Source organism: Cognatiluteimonas lumbrici (assembly GCF_006476065.1).
Classification (GTDB): domain Bacteria; phylum Pseudomonadota; class Gammaproteobacteria; order Xanthomonadales; family Xanthomonadaceae; genus Cognatiluteimonas; species Cognatiluteimonas lumbrici.
In genome coordinates this window covers 2,051,699-2,072,478 of record NZ_ML636798.1, presented here as the reverse complement: position 1 = coordinate 2,072,478, position 20,780 = coordinate 2,051,699, and the positions used below count along the sequence as shown (strand labels likewise).

The following is a 20,780-nucleotide window of genomic DNA, read 5'->3' as shown; positions in this document are numbered from 1 at the left end:
GGGTACGCCCATGCCGATCCGTCCTGCGCCGGCACCGGCCCTGTCGAAGGCCGCCTCCGGCTGGCTGGGGATCGCCGCGTTGCTGCTGGTCGTGGCGCTGGTCTACTGGCCCGGCCTGCGCGGCGGCTTCGTGTTCGACGACTACCCCAACATCATCGAGAACACGGCCCTGCACGTCGGCTGGGAGTCGGGCTGGCGCGACTGGCTGGCGGCCGCCTTCTCCTCTCCCGCCAGCGCGATGCAACGGCCCCTGGCCTCGTTGACCTTCGCCATCAACCACGCCGCCACCGGGCTCGACCCGTACTGGATGAAGGCGACGAACCTGGGTATCCACCTGCTCAACGCCCTGCTGGTGTTTGTGCTGTGCCGTTTGCTGCTGCGCGCAATCCGCCCGGGGATGGGCACCGATGCCCGCGACGCGCGCATCGCGCTGTGGATCGCCGCGGCCTGGGCGCTCAACCCGATCAACCTGATGGCCGTGCTGTTCGTAGTACAGCGCATGGAATCGCTGTGCCACACCTTCGTGTTCGCCGGCCTGGCGATGTACTTGGCCGGGCGCCTGCGGCTGCAGGCCGGGCACGGCGGTTGGGCGCTGGTCCTGGGCGGCCTGCTCGGCGGCACCGCGCTGGGCGTACTGGCGAAGGAGTCCGCGGCGCTCCTGCCCGTGTATGCCCTCGCGATCGAGTGGGCCCTGCTGTGGTTCGGCACCGACCGTGGGCGCCCGGACCGCCGGTTGCTGGCACTGTTCGCCTGCATCGTCGTGCTGCCCGCCGTGGTTGGGCTGTGGTGGATGGTCCCGCAGGTCCTGGGCAACGGCGTCTATGCAACCCGTGACTTCGATCTCGGCGAGCGCCTGCTCACCGAGGGGCGCGTGCTGGTGGACTACCTCCGCTGGACGCTGCTGCCGAACCTGGGCCAGCTCAGCCTCTACCACGACGACTACGTGGTCTCGCGCGGCCTGCTGCAGCCGCCGTCCACGCTGGTGGCGCTGCTGATGCTCGCCGGGCTGGCGGCGGCAGCGGCGTGGCTGCGCACGCGACGCCCGCTCATGGCGCTCGGCCTGGCCTGGTTCCTTTGCGCCCACCTGCTCACCGCGACCATCTGGCCGCTGGAGCTGGTGTACGAGCATCGCAACTACTTCGCGTCGCTCGGGTTGTGCCTGGTGCTGGCCGACGTGCTGCTGCGCCTCGCCGGCGACTCGGACCGGTTCCGCAGGATCGGGGTGCTGCTGGCGATGGTCCTGCTGCTCCTGTATGCCGGCACCACCGCACTGCGCGCACTGGAATGGAGCAACCCGCTCCGCTTCGCGATGAGCGAAGCCGCCAAGCACCCGCAGTCCCCCCGGGCCACCTACGACCTCGCCCGCGACTACATCCTCCTGAGCGGGTTCGACCCGGCGTCCCCATACGTGGACGAGGCGTTCGCCGCGCTGGAACGGGCGCGGCAGGTCCCGCGGGCGACGCCTCTACCCGAGAGCGCGGCGATCCTGCTGGCGGCCCGCACCGGCCGCGGCATCGACCCGGACTGGTGGCGGGGCCTGGAACGCAAGCTGGCCGCCGGCCCCATCGGCGCCGAGGGCCACAACGCATTGGGAACGCTGGCCAAGTGCGTTCCCGTCAACCAGTGCGAGCTGCCGCTCGCGCCGGTGGTCGCGGTGTTCGAAAACGCGCTGGCGCGGCAGCGCCATCCCGAGACGCTGAGCATCTACGGAAACTACGCACTCAACGGGCTGCGCGACCCGAACCTGGCCCTTCGACTGTGGCAGGAGGCGGCCGAGCGCGCTCCGCACGTCGTCCAATACCAGGAGACCCTCGCGCGGATGCTGATCGCCTCGGGGCGCCCCGACCTCGCGGCCGCGCCGATCGCAAGGCTGCGCAACCTCGGCCAGCTGGGCCAGAATGAGGCGTTGGCGCGGGAACTGGAACGACTCGCGCAGGAGCGGAGCCCTGTGGCTCCGGAGGGGCAGCAACCCGGCCCGGGTCCGTGAGCCTGACGAGGTGGGAATGGATTTTTCGACGGTTGGGCAGTTGATCGTGGAGGCCGAGGCCGATGGGCGCATTGGCCAGCTTCGCGGCGTCAGCGGCCTGTCGGGTGGAGCGCTCGTCGGCATGCTGCAGCGCCTGGCATTGCACCAGCGCGAGCGCGGCTGCTATCTCGAAATCGGCGTGTTCCAGGGCAATACGTTGCTGTCGGTGGCACATGCATCTCCCGGAATCCGCGCCTTCGGCATCGACAATTTCTCCCAGTTCGACCCCGAGGGCACCAACAAGTCCATCATCGAAACCCGCATCGCGGACAACGCGATCCAGAATGCCACCCTGCTCGACCTCGACTACGAAGACGCCCTCGAGCGCTACACCGAGTTGATGCCGGGCACCAAGGCCGGCCTCTACTTCGTGGACGGGCCGCATGACTACCGCAGCCAGCTGATGTGCCTGCTGCTGGCGAGGCCGCATCTCGCTCGGAACGCAATCATCGTGGTGGACGACTGCAACTACCGCCACGTGCGCCTCGCCAACCGCGACTTCCTCGTGGCCCACCCGGAGTTCAAACTCCTCTTCCAGGCATACACACCCACCCATCCGGGCAACGCGACCGCGGAACAGCTCGAAAGCGCGCGCGCTGGCTGGTGGAACGGCGTGAACGTCATCGTCCACGACCCGGACGACGTGCTTCTTCCGATGCATCCGCCCACGCTGCGTGACCGCGCGCTCTACGAAAACGAGCACCTCGTGCATGCGGCGAAGCGCGGGTTCCTTGCACCCGAAGCCGTGGCCTTCTTCTCCGAGCTGCTCGATTTCCACCCGGTCCGGGCCGCGCGCAATTTCGTTCGCACACTGCGAAAGTCCAGGAGCACTTCCGCAAGCCACGTCGGCGCTTTTGCGTCGATGAACACCTTCAGCGACGACCTCGACGCACCCCGCTTCAATGCAGGGCTGGCTCCCTAGTTCCGCGGCTCCGATGCGGCCGCTCGAGTCACCCAGCCTGATGGCATGGGCCGCCCTCGCCGTGCGCCTGGTCGGCTTCGCGGTGGTACTTCCCGCGGCGCTGGCGCAGCTCTCGAGCGCCGAAGTTTCGGTCTGGCTTCTGTTCTCGACGATCACCAGCCTGCAACTGCTGGTCGACTTCGGCTTCGGCGCCACCTTCTCCCGGGAGATCGCCTACGGGTTTGCGGGCGGGTCGACGCTGGCGCCGACGGCACAGTCGCGGGTTCCCAAGGAGGAGGCGCGTCCGGACTGGGCAAGCATCTCGCGCACCATGGCCGCGATGCGCTGGCTGTACCGGAGGCTCGGCCTGGCGACGCTGCTGTTGCTGGCGACACTGGGCACGCTGGCGGTGGCCAGGCCCATCGGTCGCATCGAGGTGCCCGTCGATGGTTGGCTGGGATGGATCGTGATCGTTGGGTCCACGGCATCCGCGATCATCGGCAACGCCAACTCCAGCTTCCTGCTGGGCGCCAACCGCATCGCCCAGATGAAGCGCTGGGAGGCATGCAACGGCCTGGCATTCATTCCATTGCAGGTGGTGGTGCTCCTGGCCGGAGGCGGGCTGCTCGGGCTGGTGCTGGCCGCCCAGGCAGGCGTCCTCTCGCAAGTACTCATCAACTGGGTCCTCGCGCGGCGCATGACCGCCGGCCACACGGGCGAGAAGCTGTCCAGGGACGAGACGCGGGCAGTGGTGCGTGGACTCTGGCCGGCCGCGTGGCGAACCGCGGTCGGGACGATCAGTTCGTTCGGCGTGCAGCAGGGCATGGCGATCGCGATGGCCAACGTACTCGCTGCAGGAGAAGCGGCGAGCGTGCAGGTCGCACTGCGGCTGGTGCAGATCATCAGCCAGTTCTCACAGGTTCCGTTCTACACGAAGATCCCCGTGTTCAACCGGCTGCGCGCGATGGGCGCGGATGCCGACCTCATGGCGCTCGTGAACAGGGCGATCCGGCTCAGCCTTGGATTGTTCGTGGCTGCCGCCATCGCGACCGACCTGGCCATCCGGCCGATCCTGGACCTGGTCGGGAGCCAGACGACCTTCCCCAGCCCGCTGTTCTGGCTGTTGCTCGCGCTTGCAGGGCTGTTCGAGCGGATTGGCGCGATGCACGTGCAGTTGCTGATGACCAGCAACCGCATGATCGCGCACATCGCCAACGTGGTGACGGCCGTCGCCTGGATCGGTGCCACGGTCGCCCTGTGGCCTTCGCTGGCGGCGACTGCGCTGCCCCTCGGCATGCTGATCGCCTACGCCGGCTTCTACGCGCCCTGGTCCTCGTACAAGTCTCGCGCCAGCATGGGCCCGGAGGGCGGGTTGGCCTTCGAATTGCGCACCTCGGCGCTCCCGGTCGCGGTGCTGGCGGCGTATTTCGCCATCGCTATGCTCTAGATTGACCGAAGACCCGCTTCCACGGCCGCCATGACCTCCCATCCGATCCTCGCGCAAAGGGCAACGCTCAATCCGTACCTGCTCGCGTTGCGCCTGGCGCTGAACCGCCTCAGGTGGGACCTGAATCCAGAGGCCCTGCGGTCCCGACGGCGCCTGCATGCATCGCGGGACCGACATGCAGGAAGCCGCGCGGTCATCCTCTGCAATGGGCCGAGCCTACTGTCCACCGACTTCGACCGGCTCGCCGCGTCGGATGCGTTCGTCTTCGGGCTCAACAAGATCAACCTGCTGTTTCCCCGGACGGACTTGCGGCCCGGCGCGATCGTCGCCGTCAATCCGTTCGTCATTGAACAGAACCTCGACTTCTTCCGGACAACCGGGATCGACCTGTACCTGGACAGCGGCTCGTATCCGCTCGTCGGCAGGCGCGACAACCTGACCTATCTGCATTCGGCGCCTGCGCCCCACTTTGCGCGGGACTGCAGCGTCAGTGTCTACCAAGGCTACACGGTGACCTTCGTCGCGCTGCAACTGGCATTCCACATGGGCTTCACCGATGTCGCGCTGGTGGGCTGCGACCACGACTTCAGCAGCAAGGGCCCAGCCAACATGGAGGTGGTGGCCGCCGAGCGCGACGCCGACCACTTCGATCCGGACTACTTCCCGCAAGGCGCCACGTGGCAGCTTCCCGACCTCGCCCAGAGCGAGGCCAGCTACGCACTGGCGCGTGAAGCCTACGAGGCGGCGGGACGCCGCGTCCTCAACTGCACGGTGGGGGGCAAGCTGGAGATCTTCGCGCGCATGTCGCTCGAAACCTTCCTGGCGGACTAGCTGCGCGCGCGCAACAGCCGCAATGGGTGCAGCAAGGCGTTGATGCCAAGCACCGCCAGCTGGTACGGCGCACGGCGCCAGAAGATCCCCAGCTTCCAGTTGATGTAGACCGACTCGCAGACCATGCGCAGCCGGCCCGCGGGCTGGGCGCTGATTCCCCCGGCCTCGAAACGCGCCACCATCAGTTCGAGCCTGGCCCCGCGGCCGGCCAGCAGCTCCCGCAGCAGCAGTTCGTTGTCGGCGGAGATGCGACAACGCTGGTCGAACCGGAAGCCATCGAACACCTTCGCATGGTGGAACACGCCCTGGTGGCAGGGAAGCACCGGGCGGCCCCCACGCCACGGGCCGTCGAGCCCCTGGAAGCCGTCGTTGCGCACGTGCGTGTCCTCGCCAGTGGCAGGATCGAAGACGGTGACGTCGCCGTACGCGGTCGTCGTCCCCGGCGACAGCGAGTCCAGCGCGGCGGAAACCCGCTCGAGGACGTCGTCCGCGTACAGCGTATCGCCGGCGCCCAGGAACAGGACCCACTCGCCGCGCACCAGCGGCAACACCTTGTTCCAGGCGTCGTAGATGCCGGAGTCCGGCTCCGAGACGAGCCGCGCGACCAGGTCGCCGAAGCCACGCGCGACCTCGGCGGTCCCGTCGGTCGACGCGCCGTCCACCACCACCCACTCGAAATCCCGGCACGTCTGGCCAGCGAGCGACCGCGCGGTACGCGGGAGCGATGCGGCAGCGTTGAAGGTGGACGTGACGATGGTGAACCGGGGTGCACGCCCGGCACGAATCGGGACGTCCGTCGCGATTGCATCCGTAATGGCACATCCCCCTTGGCCTGCCGTGGCAAAGGCTATCATCCTGCTTTGCGGGAATCCGAAGCAGGCAGGATGGGCAACGCGGGAATGCAACCCCGGGTCAGCGTAGTCGTCGCGGTCCACAACTGCGCCCGTTATCTCCGGGAGGCGGTCGCGTCCGCGCTGGCCCAGTCGCTGCCGCCGCACGAAATCATCCTCGTCGACGACGCTTCCGGCGATTCCACCCGCGAAGTGGCCGACGACCTCGCCCGCGGGGACGCACGCGTCCGCGTCGTGCCGCTGGAGCGCAACGTCGGGCCATCGGCGGCCCGCAACATCGCCCTGGATGCCGCAAGCGGGGACTGGATCGCGATCCTGGACGGCGACGACATCTGCCTGCCCGGGCGGTTCGAGGCACAGGTCGCCTTCCTGCGGCGCACTGGCGTAGACCTGTGCGGCAGCTGGTTCACCGAGTTCGGGCAAGGGCCCGCCCGGACCGTGCGCTGGCCGCACGGCGAATCCGAGCTGCGCGCCACGATGCTGTTCCAGAGCGCCATCTGCCATCCGACGGTGATGGCGAGGCGCGAAGTATTCGACCGCCACCGCTACAGGGCCGAGCTGCGGCTGGCAGAGGACTACGACCTGTTCGCGCGCGCGCTGTCCGGCTTCAGGCTGGCCAACGTGGCCATCCCGCTCCTCCGATACCGGCGCCACCCCGCCCAGGCCACCCAGTCGAGGCGGCTCGCCATGGAGGCGGTGACCCGCGGAATCCGCCTGGGCCTGCTGTCCAGCCAGGGGATCGAGGCGGACGATCGCGAGCAATACCTGCACAACCTGGTGCGCGCGCCGGGCTCCATCCGCGAGTTCCGCGACCTCGCCGACATCGAGCAGTGGCTCTTGAAGCTCGCGGGGCACTTCGACGACGACGCGGCCCGGAAGGCCGTGGCGTCGCAGTGGGCACGCGCCTGCATACGCGCCGCGCCCCTGGGCCTGCGGATGTACGGGGCGTATCGCCGCTCCGCCCTTCGGCGCATGGCGCCGGCCGGACCGATGCAGGCGTTGGACATCGCGATCCTTGCAGCGCTCAGGCTGGACCATGCATCCCGCCCATTCCAGTTCCTGCGGCGACTGGGGTTGAGCGCTTGACCGCGCCAAGGCCACCCTTGCCGAGTCCCACGCTGATCGTCGGCGCCGGCTATGCCGGCAGCGTCGTCGCGCGCGAACTGGCGGACGCCGGGCGGCGCGTGCTCGTCATCGACAAGCGCCCGCACGTCGCGGGCAATGCCTACGACGAACCCGACGCCCACGGGGTGCTGGTGCACCGCTATGGCCCGCACATCTTCCACACGAACGGCGAGCGCATCTGGGAGTGGCTGTCGCGGTTCACCGGGTGGCGTCCGTACGAGCATCGCGTGCGCGGGGTCGTCGACGGCCGGGAGTACCCGTTCCCGATCAACCGCGACACCCTCAACCAGCTCTACGGACTCGACCTGGACGAGGCCGGCGCCGAGGCCTTCTTCGAACGGGTGCGCGAACCGCGCGACCCGGTCCGCACCAGCGAGGACGTGGTCCTCAACAGCGTCGGCCGCGACCTGTACGAGAAGTTCTTCCTCGGCTACACCCGCAAGCAGTGGGGCCTCGATCCCTCCGAGCTGAAGGCGGGCGTGGCCGCGCGCATCCCGGTGCGCACCAACACCGACGACCGCTACTTCACCGACCGCTTCCAGGCCATGCCGCTGGAGGGCTACTCGCGGATGTTCGCCAACATCCTCGACCATCCCAACATCAGCGTGGAGCTGGGGGTGTCCTTCGACGAGGTGCGCGGCCGCCACCCGTTCCCGCACATCGTCTACACCGGGCCCATCGACGAGTACTTCGGCCACTGCCACGGGCGCCTGCCGTACCGTTCGCTGCGCTTCGAGCACGAGCACCTGCCGGGCACGCCCAGGTTCCAGTCGGTCGGAACGGTCAACTACCCGAACGACCACGCCTACACCCGCATCACCGAGTTCAAGCACCTGACCGGGCAGCAGCACGCCGGCACCTCGATCGTGCGCGAGTATCCGCAGGCCGAAGGCGACCCCTACTACCCGGTGCCGCGGGTGGAGAACGAGCTGCTCTACAAGCGCTACGAGGCGCTCGCGGAAAAGGAGTCGCGCGTGACGTTCGTGGGCCGGCTGGCGCAGTACCGCTACTACAACATGGACCAGGTGGTGGGGGCGGCGCTTGCCGCCGCCCGGCGCCTGCTGGACTGAGCCGTGCGCATCGCCTACCTCTGCAAGCGCCGCTACATGGGCAAGGACGTGGTCCTGGACCGCTACGCGCGGCTGTACGAGATCCCCGGCCAGCTCGCCCGGCTTGGCCACGACGTCGAGGCCCACTGCCTGGACTACCGGCGCGGGCACGAACAGGGCGAGTGGTCCCACGACGCGCCGCCGGGCCGGCTGGAATGGCACTCCCACGGCATCGGGGCCGGCACGCTGGCATATCCGCTGCGCCTGCTGCGGCGGCTCCGCGCGTTCTCGCCCGACGTCCTGGTCGCCGCCTCCGACATCCCCCACGTCGCGCTCGGCGCGTGGCTGGCGCGTCGCCTGGGCGTGCCCTTCGTCGCGGACCTCTACGACAACTTCGAGGGCTTCGGCCAGGCACGCATCCCGGGCATGGTGACGGCATTGCGGCGCGCGGTCCGCCGCGCGGACCTGGTGCTCACCACCAGCGAGCCGCTACGCGAACTGGTCGTCCACGGCTATCGCGCGCGCGGCGAGGTGGTCGCGATGCCGAGCACGGTAGACAAGTCGGTGTTCCATCCGCGCGACCGCGGCGAGAGCCGGGATGCGCTGGGTCTGCCGCGCGATGCGTTGCTGGTGGGCACGGCCGGCGGCCTGTACCGCGACAAGGGCGTCGAGGCGCTGTATGCCGCCTGGGAGCAGCTCCGCGGGGAGGATCCACGGATGCACCTGGTCCTGGCGGGCCCGCATGAACCCGGTTTGCCGCCTCCCGCGGGCGACCGCGTGCACTACCTCGGCGCGCTGCCGCACGCGCGGGTGGCGCAACTGTTCTCCGCGCTGGACGTCGGCGCGATCTGCGTCCTCGACACGCCGTTCGGCCGCTACTGCTTCCCGCAGAAGGCCTACGAGATGCTGGCCTGCCGGTTGCCGGTGGTGGCCGCCGATGTCGGTGCGATGGGTGCGCTGTTCGCCGGTTCTCCGCAGTGCCTGTACGCGGCCGGGGACGCCGGGGCGCTGGCGGCCGGGTTGCGCGAGCAGGCCATGCGCCCGGTCCTGCCCGACCTGCCGATCGAGGACTGGCAACGGATCATCGGGCGGCTCGAGCCGCGGTTGCGGCGGCTCGTCGGGCAGTAGCAGGTCACCCCCGACGCACGGCCGTCGCGACCAGGCCGTCGCCCAGGTCCCTGTCGTAGAACCAGCGCTGCACGACCACGAACGGCAGCACGAGGTTGCCGCTGAACAGGGACAGCACCCGCTGGATCGCCTTCGGCTTTGCCTGCGCGCTGCGGATGCTGCGCTGCACGGGTGACAGGCTGTCGTAGCTGCGATCGGCCTTGACCAGGCGGTTGGACACCCGGCGCGTCAGCTCGGTGATCGGATAGCCATAGTTGACGATGCGGATGTCGGTGAAGCCTGCGCGCTCGAGCAGGTCGTGCAGTTGCCGCTTCTCGTAGCGCCGGACGTGCCCGACCAGGCTGTCCGAGCGACCGAACTTGCGCGCGTGCGCAGGCACCGAGACCAGCAGCTTGCCGCCGGGACGGAGGAAGCTGCTCCAGGCGCCGATGGCGTCCTGGTCCTCCTCGATGTGCTCGAGCACCTCGAACGCGAACAGGTAGTCGAACGACCCTGCCGCCAGTCCTTCCACGTCGTCGACCACGGTCGCGCGATCGCCGTACGGCGCAAGCCGCTCCCTGGCCATCCGGCGGCTGTCCTCGCCGATGTCGTAGCAGGTGGCGCGGAACCCGCGCTCCACGAACAGCTGCGTCATCTGCCCGGTGCCCGCTCCCATCTCGAGGAACGAGCCCGGCGCCCAGTCCCGGCTGAGGTCGTGGACGCAGGCCTCGCGCAGCACGAGCTTGGGCTGCTTAGCCATGGCGTCCCGCCCGGCGAGCGATGCTCGCCTGGATCAGTTCCGAGTACGCGGCGCCGATGCGTGACCAGTCGAGGCGTTCCACCGCGGTGCGCCGGATTGCCGCGGCACGCGCGGCGGCGGCCTCCGGATCCTCCAGCACCGCGACGATCCTGTCGGCGAGCGCTTGCAGGTCCGTCGGGTCCACGCAAACCTCGGCGTGGTGCTCGCCGAGCAGGTCCTGCAGGCCCGGCACCGAGCCGGCGATGGCCGGGCACCCGCAACCCACCGCCTCCATCAGCGCCACCGGCAAACCCTCCTGGTCGCCCGACGGATCGCGCACGAACGGGGCGACGAACGCGCTCGCCCGCGCGAAGCGCGCCGGGAGTTCGTGCTGCGGCATGGCGCCGAGGAAGCGCACGTGGCCGCCGAGGCCGAGGCGCTCCACCTGCGCGCGGAGCGCCGGTTCCTCGGGACCGAAACCGATGATGTCCAGCGTCGCCGCCGGGCGGCGGGCCAGCACCAGCGGCAGCGCGTCGAGGAGATGGCGCACGCCCTTCTTCGCGACCAGCCGGCCCACGAAGATGAGCCGGTCGCGCTCGCGCGTGGCGCCCGGATCGGCGACGAACCGTATTTCGAAGTCCACGCCCATCGGCACCACCGCGATGTGCGGCGGCCGGAGCCCGAGCCGCGCCGCCTCGTCGCGCATGGCGCTGCTGACCACGCTCATGCCGGTGGAGCCGGCGGCCACCAGCCGCTTCAGCGCCGCCAGCATGGCACCGCGCAGTCCGAACAGGTCCCCGCCATGCGACGTGACCACGTAGGGCGTGCCCTTGCGCCGGGCGATGGCCCACGCCACCAGTCCTTGCGGCAGCAGCCAATGCGCATGGACGGCCGAGAACCTGCCGGTCGCGAGCAGCCGCCGCGCCCGCAGGTACTGCGCCAGCACGAAACCGGGGACCAGCAACCACTTCCAGCGCGCGCGCCTCAGGTTCGCGTTGATGCCGCCATCGTTGACGAGCGTCTGCAGGCGCCGGGGCGCGTACCGGTAGCGGACGACGTGCACGCCTTCCAGCTCGCCGTCGGGATCCGCGCCGGGCGCATCCGGCACCAGCGCGGTGACATCGAAGTCCGCGCCGAGCCGCTTGCAGAGTTCATGGATGAAGCCGGGTTCCGGATCGTCCTTCCAGCGCGGGTAGGTGGACGCCAGCACCAGCAGGCCCGGCTTGCCCTCAACCGCCCGGCTTGTCATCGCGCCGACGCTCCGAACGGACCGCCTGGTAGGTCAGGCTGGTGATCTGTTCCGACACGAGCCCGATCAGGAACACGATCACCGCCGCGCTGAACAGCAGCATGCTCATGTTGGTGAACCGGTGCAGCGTCACGAAGGTGTAGGCGTAGTAGCTTGCCCCGACCAGGAAGAACGTGAATCCGACCGGCGCGAACAGCTTCAGCGGCGAATACAGCGTCGCGATCCGGAAGATGATCAGCAGGAACCGCAACCCGTCGCGGACCGGGCGGATGTGGCTCTTGCCGATCCGCGCCGCCACCGGCACCGGCAAGTAGGCGACCGGATACGCGCTCCTGAAGAACGCCATCGTGCTCGTGGTGGGGTAGCTGAACCCGTTGGGCAGCAGGTGCAGGAACTGCCGGAAGCGCTCCGCGCGCACGACCCGGAACCCCGACGTCAGGTCCGCGATGCGATGCCCGGTCATCCAGCTCGCCAGCCGGTTGTAGAAGGCGTTGGCCAGGCCACGCCCGGCACTGGCCTGCCCCGCCCCGTCGCGGGCCCCCACGACCATGTCGTAGCCCTCGTCCAGCTTGTCCAGGAGCCGCGAGATCAGCGCCGGGTCGTGCTGCCCGTCCGCGTCCATGAACACCAGGATCTCGCCGCCGGCCGCCCTGGCCCCGCGCTTGATGGCGGCGCCGTTGCCCATCGGGTACGGCGACGACAGGACCCTGGCCCCGTGTTCCGCGGCGACGGCCGCGGTCTCGTCCGTGGAGCCGTCGTCCACCACGATGACTTCCGCCTCCGGATAGCGGGCGCGGAGTCCCGGCAGGACCTGGCGAAGGCCGGGCGCCTCGTTCTTGGCGGGCAGGATGATGGACAGGTGCATTGGTTTCCCCCTCGGGGAGAGGGTAGCGGAAAAGCGCCCCTCATCCGCCCCTTCGGGGCACCTTCTCCCTGCGGGCGGGGAGAAGGGAATGCCTGGGTGTGACGGGGGTTGCACTTGGCGAGTACCGGGTTTGGGGTAAAGTCGCCAATGGGGAATCAAGAGGTCTTCGCGATGGCGAGCGCGCTGCACGCCAACCTGGTCGGCATCACCGGCATCGCCCGGCAACTCGTCATCGACGGGGCGCTGGACGAGGCGGCCGCGCGGGAGGCCATGGAGGCCGCGACCGTCGCAAAACGCCCGCTGGCCCAGTACCTGATCGACAACAAGCTGGTGGCGCCGATCCAGATGGCCGCCGCCAACTCGGTGGCCTTCGGCATCCCGGTGTTCGACATCAGCACCATGGACCCGGCGCAGTCGGCGATCAAGCTGGTGAGCGAGGAGCTGGTCCGCAAGCACTGCGTGCTGCCGATGTTCCAGCGGGGCGGCAAGCTGTTCGTCGGCATCGCCGACCCGACCAACAACCGCGCCCTCGACGAGGTCAAGTTCCAGACCAACCTCAAGGTCGAGCCGGTACTGGTGGACGAGGAGCGCATCCGCGCCACCATCGACAAGTGGCTCGAGTCGGCCGAGTCGCTCAACGCGGCGATGGGCGGCGACGACGAGGACGAGGACTTCGAGAACCTCGACGTCAGCGGCGGCGAGGAGGACGAGGCCGGCAGCGACACCGGCGTGGACGCCAAGGGCGACGACACGCCGGTCGTCAAGTTCATCAACAAGGTGCTGGTGGACGCCATCCGCAAGGGCGCCTCGGACATCCACTTCGAGCCCTACGAGACCGACTACCGCGTGCGCCTGCGCATCGACGGCATCCTCAAGCAGGTCGCCAAGGTCCCGGTGAAGATGAGCCCGCGCATCGCCGCGCGCCTGAAGGTGATGTCGCAGCTCGACATCGCCGAGAAGCGGGTGCCGCAGGACGGCCGCATCAAGCTCAACCTGAGCAAGAGCAAGCAGATCGACTTCCGCGTCAGCACCCTGCCGACCCTGTTCGGCGAGAAGATCGTGCTGCGCGTGCTCGACGGCGGCGCCGCCAAGCTGGGCATCGAGAAGCTCGGCTACGAGGACGACCAGAAGGCGCTGTTCCTCGACGCGGTGAAGAAGCCCTACGGCATGGTGCTGGTCACCGGCCCGACCGGCTCGGGCAAGACCGTGTCGCTGTACACCGCGCTGAACATCCTCAACGACGACTCGCGCAACATCAGCACGGTCGAGGACCCGGTGGAAATCCGCGTCCCCGGCATCAACCAGGTGCAGCAGAACGTCAAACGCGGCATGACCTTCGCGGCCGCGCTGCGCTCGTTCCTGCGCCAGGACCCGGACGTGATCATGGTCGGCGAGATCCGCGACCTGGAGACCGCGGAGATCGCGGTCAAGGCGGCGCAGACCGGCCACATGGTGCTGTCCACCCTGCACACCAACGACGCGCCGCAGACCATCGCGCGCCTGATGAACATGGGCGTGGCGCCGTTCAACATCACCTCCTCGGTCAGCCTGGTGGTCGCGCAGCGCCTCGCGCGCCGGCTGCACGACTGCAAGCAGGAGCAGGAGTTGCCGGCCGCCGTGCTGCTGGAGGAAGGCTTCACCCAGGAAGAGATCGACGCCGGGCTGAAGATCTACGAGGCCGTCGGCTGCTCGGACTGCACCGAGGGCTACAAGGGCCGCACCGGCATCTACCAGGTCATGCCGATGACCGACGAGATCCAGGCCATCATCCTGGCCGGCGGCAACGTGCAGCAGATCACCGAGGCCGCGCAGCGCTCCGGCGTGCGCGACCTGCGCCAGTCGGCGCTGCTCAAGGTGAAGAACGGGATTACCAGCCTCGCGGAGATCAACCGCGTGACGAAGGATTGAGGTGACGAACCATGGCCGCTAGCCGATCCGCCGCGAGACCCACGAGCCGCGACCTGAAACTGGAGGTGTTCGTCTGGGAAGGCACCGACAAGCGCGGTGTCAGGATGAAGGGCGAACAGACCGCCAAGAGCCTGCACATGGTGCGGGCCGAGCTGCGCCGCCAGGGCATCAACCCGACCGTGGTCAAGCCCAAGCCGAAGCCGCTGTTCGGCGGCGCCGGCAAGACCGTCACCGCCGGCGACATCGCGGTGTTCAGCCGGCAGCTGGCGACGATGATGAAGTCCGGCGTGCCGATCGTCGGCGCGCTCGAGATCATCGCCGGCGGCCAGAAGAACCCGCGCATGAAGGACCTGGTCAACGCGATCAAGTCCGACATCGAGGGCGGTTCCTCGCTCAGCGAGGCGCTGGCCAAGCACCCGGTGCAGTTCGACGAGCTGTACCGCAACCTGGTGCATGCCGGCGAGACCGCGGGCGTGCTGGAGACGGTGCTCGACACCATCGCCAGCTACAAGGAGAACATCGAGACGCTCAAGGGCAAGATCAAGAAGGCCCTGTTCTACCCCGCCACTGTGATCGCGGTGGCGATCCTTGTCAGCGCGATCCTGCTGATCTTCGTGGTGCCGCAATTCCAGAACGTGTTCGCCAGCTTCGGCGCCGACCTGCCGGCCTTCACCAAGATGATCATCGCCGCGAGCGACTTCATGATCGCGTACTGGTGGCTGGTGCTGTTCGCCGTGGGCGGCGTCGGCTTCGCCTTCGTGTTCGCCAAGAAGCGCTCGCCGGCGTTCGCGCACTTCCTCGACCGCGTGATCCTGAAGCTGCCCGTGGTCGGCCAGATCATGCACAACTCGGCGATCGCCCGCTTTGCGCGCACGCTTGCGGTGACCTTCCAGGCCGGCGTGCCGCTGGTGGAGGCGCTGGACATCGTCGCCGGTGCCACAGGCAACCAGGTGTACGAGAACGCGGTGCACCGGGTGCGCGACGACGTGGCCGTCGGCTACCAGGTCAACGTGGCCATGCGCCAGGTCAACCTGTTCCCGCACATGGTCATCCAGATGGCGGCGATCGGCGAGGAGGCCGGCGCGCTCGATGCGATGCTGTACAAGGTGGCCGAGTTCTACGAGAACGAGGTCAACAACGCCGTGGACGCGCTGTCCAGCCTGCTCGAGCCGCTGATCATGATCTTCATCGGCGGCATCGTGGGCTGCATGGTCGTCGGCATGTACCTGCCGATCTTCAAGCTCGCCGCCGCGATCTGACGGTGGCGCGCTGCTAGATGGCATTCCTCGACCAGAACCCCGAAATCGGCTATCCGGTGGCAGCAGGCCTGGGCCTGCTGATCGGCAGCTTCCTCAACGTGGTCATCCTGCGCCTGCCCAGGCGGCTGGAGTGGCAGTGGAAGCGCGACAGCCTGGAGATGCTCGGCGAGCCCGAGATCTACGATCCACCTCCACCGGGCGTCGTGGTCGAGCGCTCGCACTGCCCGCACTGCAAGCACCAGCTCGCCTGGTGGGAGAACATCCCGGTGCTGAGCTGGCTGGCGCTGCGCGGGCGCTGCCGCTCCTGCAAGGCGCCGATCTCGATCCAGTACCCGCTGGTCGAGCTGCTGACGATGTTGCTGGTGCTGTGCTGCGTCTGGCGCTTCGGCTTCGGCTGGCAGGGCTTCGGCGCGATCGTGTTCACCTGCTTTCTGATCGCGCTCTCCGGCATCGACCTGCGCACGCAACTGCTGCCGGACCAGCTCACCTTGCCGCTCATGTGGCTGGGACTGGTGGCCAGTATCGACGCCCTCTACATCCCGGCCAAGCACGCGCTGGTCGGCGCGATCATCGGCTACCTGAGCCTGTGGTCGGTGTGGTGGCTGTTCAAGCAGCTCACCGGCAAGGAAGGCATGGGCCACGGCGACTTCAAGCTGCTCGCCGCGCTCGGCGCCTGGATCGGCCTGAAGGGCATCCTGCCGACCATCCTGTTGTCCTCGCTGGTCGGCGCGATCATCGGCTCGGTGTGGCTGACCGCGCGCGGGCGCGACCACGCGACCCCCATCCCCTTCGGCCCCTACCTCGCCATCGCCGGCTGGATCACCTTCTTCTGGGGCGACACCCTCGTCGGTTGGTACCTCCGCCTCCTGTAGGAGCGGCGCTAGCGCCGCGACCCCTTCTTGTAGGAGCGGCGCTTGCGCCGCGACCTCTCCATGGCCGCCCGCTGGTCGCGGCGCGAGCGCCGCTCCTACAGGGGCTTCTGGTCGCGGCGGCGGCGCCGCTCCTACAATCGGGGGATGAGCGAGTTCATCGTGGGGCTGACCGGAGGCGTTGCCTCCGGGAAAAGCGAAGTCCAGCGCCGCTTCGAAGCCTTGGGCGTGTTCGTCGCCGATGCCGACGTCGCTGCCCGCAACGCGGTCGCCAAGGGGTCCGATGGCTTACGAGAGGTGGTGGAGGCGTTCGGCGCCGGGGTGCTGCACGCCAGCGGGGAACTCGATCGCGCCGCGATGCGGCGCCGGATCTTCCAGGACGCCGAAGCCAAGCGCCGACTGGAGGCGATCATCCATCCGCGGGTCCGCGTCGAACTCTACGAGGCCTGCCGGGCGGCGCCCACGCCGTATGCGATGGCCGCCATCCCCTTGCTGGCGGAAAGCGGCAGCCGCGCCGCCTATCCCTGGCTCGACCGGATCCTGGTCGTGGATGCCGATCCGGAAGTCCAGCTCTCGCGCCTGCGCGCCCGCGACGACATCGGCGAGGAGCTCGCCTCGCGCATGCTCGCTGCGCAGGCCACCCGCGGGGAACGGCTGGCGATCGCCGACGATGTCCTCGACAACAACGGATCCCTCGACGACCTCGACCGCGCCGTGATCGCGCTGGATACCCGCTACCTGGCCTTGGCACGCGAGCAGCCCCTGTAGGAGCGGCGCTGGCGCCGCGCCCCGTCAACTGCGCATGTCGCGGCGCCAGCGCCGCTCCTACATTGGGGGTGTGGTCGCGGCGCTTGCGCCGCTGCTACGGCCAGAGGGCGCGGATGGCGGCGATGCCCTGGGCGCCGTGGGCGCGCGCGGTGCCGATGTCGTCGGGGCCGAGGCCGCCGATGGCGTAGAGCGGGATGGTGCCGCGTTCGCGCAGGGCCGCGAATGCGTTCCAGCCGAGGGTCGCCGCCCCCGGATGGGTCGGCGTGGCCTGCACCGGGCCGAGCACCGCGAAATCGCAGCGCAGGCGTTCGGCGTGGGCGAGTTCGGTGGCGTCGTGGCAGGACGCGGCCACCGGCAGCGGCGCCGGCAGCGGCCGCTGCGACAGGCCGGCCAGCTGCGCGGCCTTCAGGTGGACGCCCAGGCGCAGCTCGCGCGCCAGGGCGATGTCGCCGCCCAGCAGCACCTCGGCGTCGGCGGCCCGGCACAGCGCCGCGGCGTCCCGGACCAACGCGCGCCAGCGCTCCGCGGCGAACTCCGGGCCCGGGCCGCGCAGGTGGACCCGGCGCACCTCCGCGCGCGAGACCGCGCGCTCGAGCGACGCGAGCCAGGCGGCGCCGTCGCCTCCAGGCGCGGGCGTGACGAGGTAGCGGTCGGGCTGGAGCAGCGCGGCCAGCACGGGCCGGTCGGCCGCGGGCATCGCGTAGCTGGCCAGCTTGTGCGGCGGCACCCAGGCCAGGGCCTGGCCGTCCAGGCCCTTCGGGCTGCCGGTCCAGGCGTCGATGTGGCGCACGTCCAGGCGCAGGCGCTTGTGCGGGTAGCGGTGCGGGACGGTGATCAGCGGGGCGCCGACCTCGACCTCGATCCCGAGTTCCTCGCGCAGCTCGCGCGCGAGGGTCTCCTCGGGCGTCTCGTCCGGCTCGCGCTTGCCGCCGGGGAATTCCCACAGGCCGGCCAGGTCACGGCCTTCGGTGCGGCGCGCGAGCAGGATGCGGCCGCGGGGGTCGGCGATGACGCCGGCGACGACCTCCGTCGGGAGGTCGTCAGGCGAGCTGTCCATGGCAGTGCTTGTACTTCTTGCCGCTGCCGCAGGGGCACGGGTCGTTGCGGCCGACCTTGGGCAGGTTCGACTGCATGCGCGCGGCCATCGCCTGCGCCTGGGCCTGCTCGGCCTCCTCGTCGGCCCCGAGGCCGCCGGCGCCGGCGTGCTGGAACTGCATCTGCTGCGCCTGGCGCTGGGCCTGGGCGCGCTCGGCCGCCTCCATCTGCGCGACCTCTTCCTCGCTGCGGATGCGCACGCGCGCGAGCACGGTGACGACGTCGCGCTTGAACTTGTCCAGCATCTCGCTGAACAGCGCGAACGCCTCGTGCTTGTACTCCTGCTTCGGCTGCTTCTGCGCGTAGCCGCGCAGGTGGATGCCCTGGCGCAGGTAGTCCATGCGCGCGAGGTGCTGCTTCCAGTTGTCGTCCAGCGAGCTGAGCATGATGTGCTTCTCGATCATGCGCATGGTCTCGGCGCCGACCTGGGCTTCCTTCTCGGCGAACACCGCGGCCACCTGGCGCTGCACTTCGTCGAGGATCTGCTCGGCGTCGATCTCCTTCGCCCCGGCGACCATCTCCGAGAGCTGCGGGCGCACGCCGAACTGGCTCGCCAGCTCCGCCTCCAGCCCCTTGATGTCCCACTGCTCGTCGATCGAGTCCGGCGGCACGTAGCGGTGCACGGTCTCGGCGACCACGTCCTCGCGGATGCCCTCGATGCTGGCGTGGATGTCGTCGCTCTCGAGCAGCTCGTTGCGCTGCTCGTAGATGACCTTGCGCTGGTCGTTGTTGACGTCGTCGAAGTCGAGCAGGTTCTTGCGGATGTCGAAGTTGTGCGACTCGACCTTGCGCTGCGCGTTGGCGATCTGCTTCGACACCAGCGGGCTCTCGATGATGTCGTCTTCCTTCAGGCCCATGCGCGCCATCACCTTCTGCACCCAGTCGGCGGCGAAGATGCGCATCAGGTTGTCTTCCAGCGACAGGTAGAAGCGGCTGGAACCCGGGTCGCCCTGGCGGCCGGAACGGCCGCGGAGCTGGTTGTCGATGCGCCGCGACTCGTGGCGCTCGGTGCCGACGATGTGCAGGCCGCCGGCGGCCTTGACCGCGTCGTGGCGCTTCTGCCACTCGGCCTTGAGCTTCGCGCGGGTGGCGTCGTCCACCGGAGCGCCGGTGTCCGCCTCGAGCTGCGCCAGCTCGGCCTCGAGCGAGCCGCCGAGCACGATGTCGGTGCCGCGGCCGGCCATGTTGGTGGCGATGGTGACCGCCCCCGGGCGGCCGGCCTGGGCGACGATCTGGGCCTCGCGCTCGTGCTGCTTGGCGTTGAGCACCTCGTGGTGGATGCCGGCCGCGCGCAGCTGCTCGCTCAGCAGCTCGGAGACCTCGATCGAGGTGGTGCCGACCAGCACCGGCTGGCCCTTGGCGTGGGCCTCCTTGATTTCGTTGACCACCGCGCGGTACTTGCCGGCGCGGTTCAGGAACACCGCGTCCGGGTGGTCCTTGCGGACCATCGGGCGGTGGGTCGGGATCACCACCACTTCCAGCCCGTAGATGCTCTGGAACTCGTAGGCCTCGGTGTCCGCGGTACCGGTCATGCCGGACAGCTTCGAATACATGCGGAACAGGTTCTGGAACGTGATCGACGCCAGCGTCTGGTTCTCGCGCTGGACGTTGACCCCTTCCTTGGCCTCGACCGCCTGGTGCAGGCCGTCGGACCAGCGCCGGCCCGGCAAAGTGCGGCCGGTGAACTCGTCCACGATCACCACTTCGCCGTCGCGCACGATGTAGTCCACGTCGCGCTGGTAGATCGCGTGCGCGCGCAGGCCGGCGTTGAGATGGTGCACCACGTGGATGTTGTGGCCGGCGTACAGGCTGTCGCCTTCCTCGATGATCCCGGCCTTGTGCAGCAGCGCCTCGGCCTTCTCCTGGCCGGCCTCGGACAGGTAGACCTGCTTGCCCTTCTCGTCGACCCAGTAGTCGCCCTCGCCGTCCTCCTCCTTCTGCCGGACGAGCTGCGGCACGATCCGGTCCACCTTGGTGTACAGCTCGGGCGACTCGTCGGCGGGGCCGGAGATGATCAGCGGGGTGCGCGCCTCGTCGATCAGGATCGAGTCCACCTCGTCCACGATCGCGTAGTTCAGCGGGCGCTGGAAACGGTCGTCCTTCGACAGCGCCATGTTGTCGCGCAGGTAGTCGAAGCCGATCTCGTTGTTGGTGGCGTAGGTGATGTCGGCGTCGTAGGCGGCGCGCTTCTCGGAATGCGGCATGCCCGGGTAGACCACGCCCACGCTCAGCCCGAGCCAGTTGTAGAGCTTGCCCATCCAGGCCGCGTCGCGGCGGGCCAGGTAGTCGTTGACGGTGACCACGTGCACGCCCTTGCCGGCGAGCGCGTTGAGGTAGGTCGGCAGGGTCGCGACCAGGGTCTTGCCCTCGCCGGTGCGCATCTCGGCGATCTTGCCCATGTGCAGCACCATGCCGCCGATGAGCTGCACGTCGTAGTGGCGCATGCCGAGCACGCGCTTGGCCGCCTCGCGGCAGACCGCGAACGCCTCGGGCAGCAGCTTGTCGAGCGACTCGCCGTCGGCGACGCGCTTCTGGAACTCGGGGGTCTTGCCCTTCAGCTCTTCGTCGGAGAGCGCCACCATCTGCGGCTCGAGGGCGTTGATCTTCTTGACGATGCCGCCGAGCTGGCGCAGCAGGCGTTCGTTGCGGCTGCCGAAGAAGGCGGTGAGCAGGCGATTGAGCATGGGTGGT

The 20,780-nt window shown here is 69.2% G+C and carries 17 protein-coding genes; 11 read left to right on the top strand and 6 right to left on the bottom strand.

The window, feature by feature from the left end; translation table 11 throughout:
• The first annotated feature begins 10 nt into the window (after positions 1 to 10).
• Genes E4F25_RS10015 through E4F25_RS10000 form a run of 4 tightly spaced genes read left to right on the top strand, consistent with a single transcriptional unit; the run spans position 11 to position 5,205 of the window.
• Positions 11 to 1,987, top strand: coding sequence for a tetratricopeptide repeat protein (locus E4F25_RS10015; RefSeq protein WP_140909994.1), 1,977 nt, complete (start codon positions 11 to 13; stop codon positions 1,985 to 1,987).
• A 16-nt stretch (positions 1,988 to 2,003) separates the two neighbouring features.
• Positions 2,004 to 2,948 carry a class I SAM-dependent methyltransferase gene (locus tag E4F25_RS10010; RefSeq protein WP_140909993.1) on the top strand — a complete coding sequence of 315 codons (945 nt, stop codon included), beginning with the start codon at positions 2,004 to 2,006 and terminating at the stop codon, positions 2,946 to 2,948.
• A gap of 13 nt (positions 2,949 to 2,961) precedes the next feature.
• Positions 2,962 to 4,374 (top strand): polysaccharide biosynthesis protein, encoded by a 1,413-nt coding sequence (locus E4F25_RS10005; protein WP_140909992.1) that lies wholly within the window; start codon positions 2,962 to 2,964, stop codon positions 4,372 to 4,374.
• 30 nt (positions 4,375 to 4,404) lie between these two features.
• A complete protein-coding gene (locus E4F25_RS10000) occupies positions 4,405 to 5,205 on the top strand; it encodes a 6-hydroxymethylpterin diphosphokinase MptE-like protein (protein ID WP_140909991.1) in 801 nt (266 codons plus the stop codon).
• On the opposite strand, the gene E4F25_RS09995 is transcribed toward E4F25_RS10000, so the two are convergent.
• Positions 5,202 to 6,059, bottom strand: coding sequence for a glycosyltransferase family 2 protein (locus E4F25_RS09995; protein WP_140909990.1), 858 nt, complete (start codon positions 6,057 to 6,059; stop codon positions 5,202 to 5,204). The two genes, E4F25_RS10000 and E4F25_RS09995, sit on opposite strands and share 4 nt — an antisense overlap.
• A 30-nt stretch (positions 6,060 to 6,089) precedes the next feature.
• Here E4F25_RS09995 and E4F25_RS09990 point away from each other — a divergent pair, with 30 nt between their 5' ends.
• Genes E4F25_RS09990 through E4F25_RS09980 form a run of 3 tightly spaced genes read left to right on the top strand, consistent with a single transcriptional unit; the run spans position 6,090 to position 9,358 of the window.
• Entirely contained in the window at positions 6,090 to 7,142 is a 1,053-nt protein-coding gene (locus tag E4F25_RS09990) for a glycosyltransferase family 2 protein (RefSeq protein ID WP_140909989.1), read from the top strand.
• Positions 7,143 to 7,159: 17 nt separating this feature from the next.
• Positions 7,160 to 8,251 carry a UDP-galactopyranose mutase gene (glf, locus tag E4F25_RS09985; RefSeq protein ID WP_140909988.1) on the top strand — a complete coding sequence of 364 codons (1,092 nt, stop codon included), beginning with the start codon at positions 7,160 to 7,162 and terminating at the stop codon, positions 8,249 to 8,251.
• A 3-nt stretch (positions 8,252 to 8,254) separates the two neighbouring features.
• Complete coding sequence (locus tag E4F25_RS09980) at positions 8,255 to 9,358, top strand: glycosyltransferase family 4 protein (RefSeq protein ID WP_140909987.1); 1,104 nt, start codon at positions 8,255 to 8,257, stop codon at positions 9,356 to 9,358.
• Positions 9,359 to 9,362: 4 nt separating this feature from the next.
• On the opposite strand, the gene E4F25_RS09975 is transcribed toward E4F25_RS09980, so the two are convergent.
• From E4F25_RS09975 to E4F25_RS09965, 3 genes are read right to left on the bottom strand one after another with little or no spacing between them, the layout of a single operon-like run.
• Positions 9,363 to 10,097 carry a class I SAM-dependent methyltransferase gene (locus tag E4F25_RS09975; protein ID WP_140909986.1) on the bottom strand — a complete coding sequence of 245 codons (735 nt, stop codon included), beginning with the start codon at positions 10,095 to 10,097 and terminating at the stop codon, positions 9,363 to 9,365.
• The gene (locus E4F25_RS09970; RefSeq protein ID WP_246069850.1) at positions 10,090 to 11,325 is read right to left on the bottom strand and encodes a glycosyltransferase; all 1,236 of its coding nucleotides are present in this window, start codon (positions 11,323 to 11,325) and stop codon (positions 10,090 to 10,092) included. Before E4F25_RS09970 ends, E4F25_RS09975 begins: the two co-directional genes overlap by 8 nt.
• Positions 11,306 to 12,190, bottom strand: coding sequence for a glycosyltransferase family 2 protein (locus tag E4F25_RS09965; protein WP_140909985.1), 885 nt, complete (start codon positions 12,188 to 12,190; stop codon positions 11,306 to 11,308). Before E4F25_RS09965 ends, E4F25_RS09970 begins: the two co-directional genes overlap by 20 nt.
• Positions 12,191 to 12,361: 171 nt before the next feature.
• Between E4F25_RS09965 and pilB the strand changes: the two genes are divergently transcribed.
• The 4 genes from pilB to coaE all read left to right on the top strand — a co-directional run bounded on the left by pilB (position 12,362) and on the right by coaE (position 16,994).
• On the top strand, positions 12,362 to 14,098 hold the full coding sequence (pilB, locus tag E4F25_RS09960) for a type IV-A pilus assembly ATPase PilB (protein ID WP_140910414.1): 1,737 nt from the start codon (positions 12,362 to 12,364) through the stop codon (positions 14,096 to 14,098).
• 11 nt (positions 14,099 to 14,109) lie between these two features.
• Positions 14,110 to 15,357 carry a type II secretion system F family protein gene (locus tag E4F25_RS09955; protein ID WP_140909984.1) on the top strand — a complete coding sequence of 416 codons (1,248 nt, stop codon included), beginning with the start codon at positions 14,110 to 14,112 and terminating at the stop codon, positions 15,355 to 15,357.
• 17 nt (positions 15,358 to 15,374) lie between these two features.
• Positions 15,375 to 16,229: a prepilin peptidase gene (locus E4F25_RS09950; protein WP_140909983.1), complete on the top strand. Its 855-nt coding sequence runs from the start codon at positions 15,375 to 15,377 to the stop codon at positions 16,227 to 16,229.
• A 144-nt stretch (positions 16,230 to 16,373) separates the two neighbouring features.
• Positions 16,374 to 16,994: a dephospho-CoA kinase gene (gene coaE, locus E4F25_RS09945; protein WP_140909982.1), complete on the top strand. Its 621-nt coding sequence runs from the start codon at positions 16,374 to 16,376 to the stop codon at positions 16,992 to 16,994.
• 94 nt (positions 16,995 to 17,088) lie between these two features.
• Here coaE and E4F25_RS09940 read toward each other — a convergent pair whose 3' ends face one another.
• Complete coding sequence (locus E4F25_RS09940; RefSeq protein ID WP_140909981.1) at positions 17,089 to 18,051, bottom strand: Nudix family hydrolase; 963 nt, start codon at positions 18,049 to 18,051, stop codon at positions 17,089 to 17,091.
• Entirely contained in the window at positions 18,035 to 20,773 is a 2,739-nt protein-coding gene (secA, locus tag E4F25_RS09935; RefSeq protein ID WP_140909980.1) for a preprotein translocase subunit SecA, read from the bottom strand. Before secA ends, E4F25_RS09940 begins: the two co-directional genes overlap by 17 nt.
• Between the last annotated feature and the right edge of the window lie 7 nt (positions 20,774 to 20,780).

Coding starts and splice junctions, on each gene's coding strand:
- E4F25_RS10010 (WP_140909993.1), top strand. CDS start 2,004: ATGGATTTTTCGACGGTTGGGCAGTTGATCGTGGAGGCCGAGGCCGAT.
- E4F25_RS09990 (WP_140909989.1), top strand. CDS start 6,090: ATGGGCAACGCGGGAATGCAACCCCGGGTCAGCGTAGTCGTCGCGGTC.
- E4F25_RS09955 (WP_140909984.1), top strand. CDS start 14,110: ATGGCCGCTAGCCGATCCGCCGCGAGACCCACGAGCCGCGACCTGAAA.
- E4F25_RS09970 (WP_246069850.1), bottom strand. CDS start 11,325: ATGACAAGCCGGGCGGTTGAGGGCAAGCCGGGCCTGCTGGTGCTGGCG.
- E4F25_RS09995 (WP_140909990.1), bottom strand. CDS start 6,059: ATGATAGCCTTTGCCACGGCAGGCCAAGGGGGATGTGCCATTACGGAT.
- E4F25_RS09940 (WP_140909981.1), bottom strand. CDS start 18,051: ATGGACAGCTCGCCTGACGACCTCCCGACGGAGGTCGTCGCCGGCGTC.
- E4F25_RS10015 (WP_140909994.1), top strand. CDS start 11: ATGCCGATCCGTCCTGCGCCGGCACCGGCCCTGTCGAAGGCCGCCTCC.
- E4F25_RS09965 (WP_140909985.1), bottom strand. CDS start 12,190: ATGCACCTGTCCATCATCCTGCCCGCCAAGAACGAGGCGCCCGGCCTT.
- E4F25_RS10005 (WP_140909992.1), top strand. CDS start 2,962: ATGCGGCCGCTCGAGTCACCCAGCCTGATGGCATGGGCCGCCCTCGCC.
- coaE (WP_140909982.1), top strand. CDS start 16,374: ATGAGCGAGTTCATCGTGGGGCTGACCGGAGGCGTTGCCTCCGGGAAA.
- E4F25_RS09975 (WP_140909986.1), bottom strand. CDS start 10,097: ATGGCTAAGCAGCCCAAGCTCGTGCTGCGCGAGGCCTGCGTCCACGAC.
- pilB (WP_140910414.1), top strand. CDS start 12,362: ATGGCGAGCGCGCTGCACGCCAACCTGGTCGGCATCACCGGCATCGCC.
- E4F25_RS10000 (WP_140909991.1), top strand. CDS start 4,405: ATGACCTCCCATCCGATCCTCGCGCAAAGGGCAACGCTCAATCCGTAC.
- E4F25_RS09950 (WP_140909983.1), top strand. CDS start 15,375: ATGGCATTCCTCGACCAGAACCCCGAAATCGGCTATCCGGTGGCAGCA.
- secA (WP_140909980.1), bottom strand. CDS start 20,773: ATGCTCAATCGCCTGCTCACCGCCTTCTTCGGCAGCCGCAACGAACGC.